Below are 4406 nucleotides of genomic sequence, written 5' to 3' on the forward strand. Positions count from 1 at the left end.
CGTGAACGTGCTGGATTTGAAGTGCGTGACGTTCATAACTCTCACTATGGTCGTATTTGTCCAATTGAAACACCTGAAGGACCAAACATCGGGTTGATTTCAAACTTAACAACATATGCTCGTATCAATGAATACGGATTTATACAAACACCTTATCGTATTGTTAAAAAGGGTGGAATTGTAACTGATGAAGTTGTTTATTTATCAGCGGATGAAGAAAATGATTATATTATTGCGCAAGCGAATGAAGTAGTTGATGGTACATTACATGGCGATCAAATCGTTGCACGTAAAGCTGGAGAAACAGTTATGGTTAATATCGAAGATATTGAACTTGCTGACGTTTCGCCAAAACAAATCGTATCAGTTGCTACTGCTTGTATTCCATTCTTGGAAAACGATGATGCGTCTCGTGCTCTTATGGGTGCCAACATGCAACGTCAAGCAGTACCTCTATTAAATCCTCATTCACCATATGTAGGAACAGGTATTGAACACCGTATCGCAGCTGACTCAGGTTCGGCATGTGTTGCAACAGGTGATGGTCTTGTTACTTATTGTGATGCTCAAAAAGTTGTTGTTAGTGAAAAAGATGGTGAGAAGATTTATGATCTTCAAAAATTCCGTCGTTCAAATGCTGGTACATGTATCAACCAAAGACCTATCGTTAAGACAGGTGAAAGAGTTGAACGTGGTGATATCTTAGCTGATGGACCTTCTATGCAAGATGGAGAATTAGCATTAGGACAAAACGTTACAATCGCATTCATGACATGGCATGGTTATAACTATGAAGATGCTATCATCATGTCTGAGAGAATGGTTAAAGATGATGTTTATACATCTATCCATATTGAAGAATATGACATCGAATGTCGTGAAACAAAACTAGGACCTGAAGAAATCACTCGTGATATTCCAAACGTGTCTGAAAATGCTTGTCGTCACTTAAATGAACGCGGTATCGTAATGATTGGTGCTGAAGTTAAAGAAGGTGACATCCTTGTTGGTAAAGTAACTCCAAAAGGACAAAGTGAAGTTTCACCAGAAGAAAAACTATTATTAGCGATCTTTGGAGAAAAATCTCGTGAAGTTCGTGATAACTCATTAAAAGTACCTCATGGTGGTGCTGGTATTGTTCATTCAGTGCGTGTATTCAAACGTAGTGAAGGACATGAATTACCTCCAGGAGTTAATGAAGTAGTTAAAGTATATATCGTTCAAAAACGTAAAATCTCTGAAGGAGATAAGATGGCTGGACGTCATGGTAACAAAGGGGTTATTTCTAAGATTCTTCCACAAGAAGATATGCCATATATGGCAGATGGAACACCAGTTGATATCATGTTAAATCCATTCGGAGTACCTTCACGTATGAACATCGGGCAAGTACTTGAAATCCATTTAGGATTTGCAGCTAAGAAATTAGGTGTTAAGTTCGCTACTCCAGTATTTGATGGAATCAGTAATGAAGAATTAAAATCAATTATGGAAGAAGCTGAATGTACTACTGATGGTAAACAAGTTCTATTTGATGGTAGAACTGGTGAACAATATGATGAACGTATCTCAGTTGGTGTAATGTATATGATTAAACTTGCGCACATGGTTGACGATAAGTTACATGCTCGTGCTACAGGTCCATATAGTTTAGTTACTCAACAACCTTTAGGTGGTAAAGCACAAAACGGTGGACAAAGATTTGGAGAAATGGAAGTTTGGGCATTAGAAGCATATGGTGCTGCACATACACTTCAAGAAATCTTGACAGTTAAATCAGATGATATTAACGGACGTACAAAAACATATGAATCAATTATTAATGGTAAAGAACTTCCAGAACCTGGAATGCCTGAATCATTTAGAGTATTAAAACATGAGTTCCAAGCTTTAGCTATTGACGTTAAGATGTTAGACGAAAATGGTTCAGAAGTTGACATGAGAAAAGTGGAACAAGAAGAAATCAATGAAGTCGTTGGATTTGAAAATATTGTTACTGATACAGAAGGATTGACTATTCAAAGTGAAGATGAAATCCCTGAAGCTGCAGAAGTAGGATTCGACATGGACGACATGGATTAAGGAGGGTGCGAAAATGGCAGGAATAAATAAATTTTCAGCAATTCAAGTTGGATTGGCATCACCTGAGAGAATCTTAGAATGGTCTTATGGAGAAGTTAAGAAACCTGAAACGATCAACTATCGTTCTCAAAAACCAGAACGTGATGGATTGTTCTGTGAGAAGATTTTCGGACCATCAAAGGACTGGGAATGTTATTGCGGTAAATACAAAAAAGTAAGATATAAAGGTGTAGTCTGCGACCGTTGTGGAGTAGAAATTACAAAAGCATCTGTACGTCGTGAAAGAATGGGACACATTCAATTAGCGGCACCAGTTGCGCATATCTGGTACCTACGTGGAATTCCTTCACGTATGAGCTTACTTTTAAATATCACTCCAAAACAATTGGAAGAAGTTGTATATTTCGTATCTTGGGTTGTAACTGATCCAGGTGATACGAAATTAGATTACAAACAAGTTATTTCAGAACGTGAATATCGTGAAAGCACTGCAGTATATGGTCCTGGATCATTTAAAGCTCAAACTGGTGCTGAAGCTATTCAAACATTACTTCAACAAGTTAATCTTGATGCAGAACATAAAATTGTTATTGCTGAACTTGAAGGTGCAACAGGAGACAAACGTAAGAAATTAATCAAACGTTTAGAAACTGTAAATGCATTCTTAAATTCAGATAACCAACCTGAGTGGATGATACTTTCAGTATTACCAGTAATTCCACCAGATTTACGTCCTATGCTTCAACTTGATGGTGGACGTTTTGCAACATCTGATTTAAATGATTTATATCGTCGTGTTATTACTCGTAATAACCGTTTAAAGAAATTATTAGAACTTGGTACACCAGCAATTATCGTACAAAATGAAAAACGTATGTTACAAGAAGCTGTTGACGCATTAATTGATAATGGTCGTCGTAGTAAACCAATTACTGGAGCTGGAGGACGTGCATTAAAATCTCTATCTCATAGTTTAAAAGGTAAACAAGGACGTTTCCGTCAAAACTTACTTGGTAAACGTGTTGACTATTCAGGACGTTCAGTTATCGCTGTAGGACCAGATTTGAAAATGTATCAATGTGGTATTCCTCGTGAAATGGCAATCCAATTGTTTAAACCATTCGTTATTAACGAAATCGTTAACCAAGGTATTGCAGGTACACGTAAGACTGCTGAAAAATTAATTGATCGTCAAGATGCTCGTGCTTGGGATGTGGTTGAACAAGTAATTGATAACCATCCAGTATTCCTTAACCGTGCACCTACACTTCACCGTTTAGGTATTCAAGCATTTAAACCTAAGTTGGTTGAAGGACGTGCTATTCGTCTTCATCCATTAGTATGTACAGCATTTAATGCTGACTTCGATGGTGACCAAATGGCTGTCCATTTACCATTAAGTGAAGAAGCTCGTGCTGAAGCTGAAATCTTGATGCTTGGTTCAAACAACATCCTTGGTCCAAAAGATGGTAAACCAATCGTTACTCCTTCTCAAGACATGGTGCTTGGTAACTTCTACTTGAACATGGAAGAAACTTCTGAAGAATTCCATGAAAAAGCTGATTTAATTGAAGCATTAGGCGATTTTGAAACAGCTGAAATGTGGAGAAGATTTGGAGACAATGAAGGCCACGTATTCAAAGATGTTAATGAAGTATTTATGGCATATGACAATAAGGTTGTCCATTTACATACTCGTATTGCTATTCCAGGTAAAGCTTTAGATAGAGACTGCTTCACTGAACAACAAAGAAATTCATATTTAATCACTACTGTAGGTAAGATTATCTTCAATGAAATTTTCCCTAGTGATTTCCCGTTCATTAATAGAGTTTCTAAGACTGCATTACAAGCAACTCCTGATTCTGATTTCTTACCTATGGGATCAAATATCAAGGAAGAAATTAAGGCTAGACCTTTAAATGCAGAGTTCAAGAAGAAAGATTTAAGTAACGTAATCGCAGAAGTATTTAATCGTTATCGTACAGAAGGTTCAAGTGACATTCTGGATAAGATTAAAGACATGGGATTTAAATATTCAACAGTTGCGGGTATGACAGTATCTCTTGCAGATATTAACGTTGCCCCAGATAAACAAAGATATGTAGAAGAAGGTAAACGCCAATCAGCAGTGCTACAAGCATTATTGAAACGTGGACGTTTAACTCCAGCAGAATGGGAAAGACATTTCTCTAAACTTTGGGATGATATCAAGAGTGAAATCGGACGTAAAGTTATGGAATCTCTTCCTCGTATGAATCCAATCAACATGATGGCTGTATCAGGTGCCCGTGGTAACGCGTCTCACTTTACTCAGCTTGCAG

General features: G+C 37.3%; 2 protein-coding genes. Both read left to right on the top strand.

Annotation, left to right across the window (positions count from 1 at the left end):
- A partial coding sequence (gene rpoB / locus RR643_RS11315) for a DNA-directed RNA polymerase subunit beta (RefSeq protein WP_332483282.1) occupies positions 1-2082 on the top strand: 2082 nt, incomplete at its 5' end.
- 13 nt (positions 2083-2095) lie between these two features.
- Positions 2096-4406, top strand: a 2311-nt coding sequence (gene rpoC, locus RR643_RS11320; RefSeq protein WP_332483283.1) for a DNA-directed RNA polymerase subunit beta', incomplete at its 3' end; no start/stop codon positions are given.

It is taken from the genome of Anaerorhabdus sp., assembly GCF_036637135.1.
Classification (GTDB): Bacteria; Bacillota_I; Bacilli_A; order Erysipelotrichales; family Erysipelotrichaceae; genus Anaerorhabdus.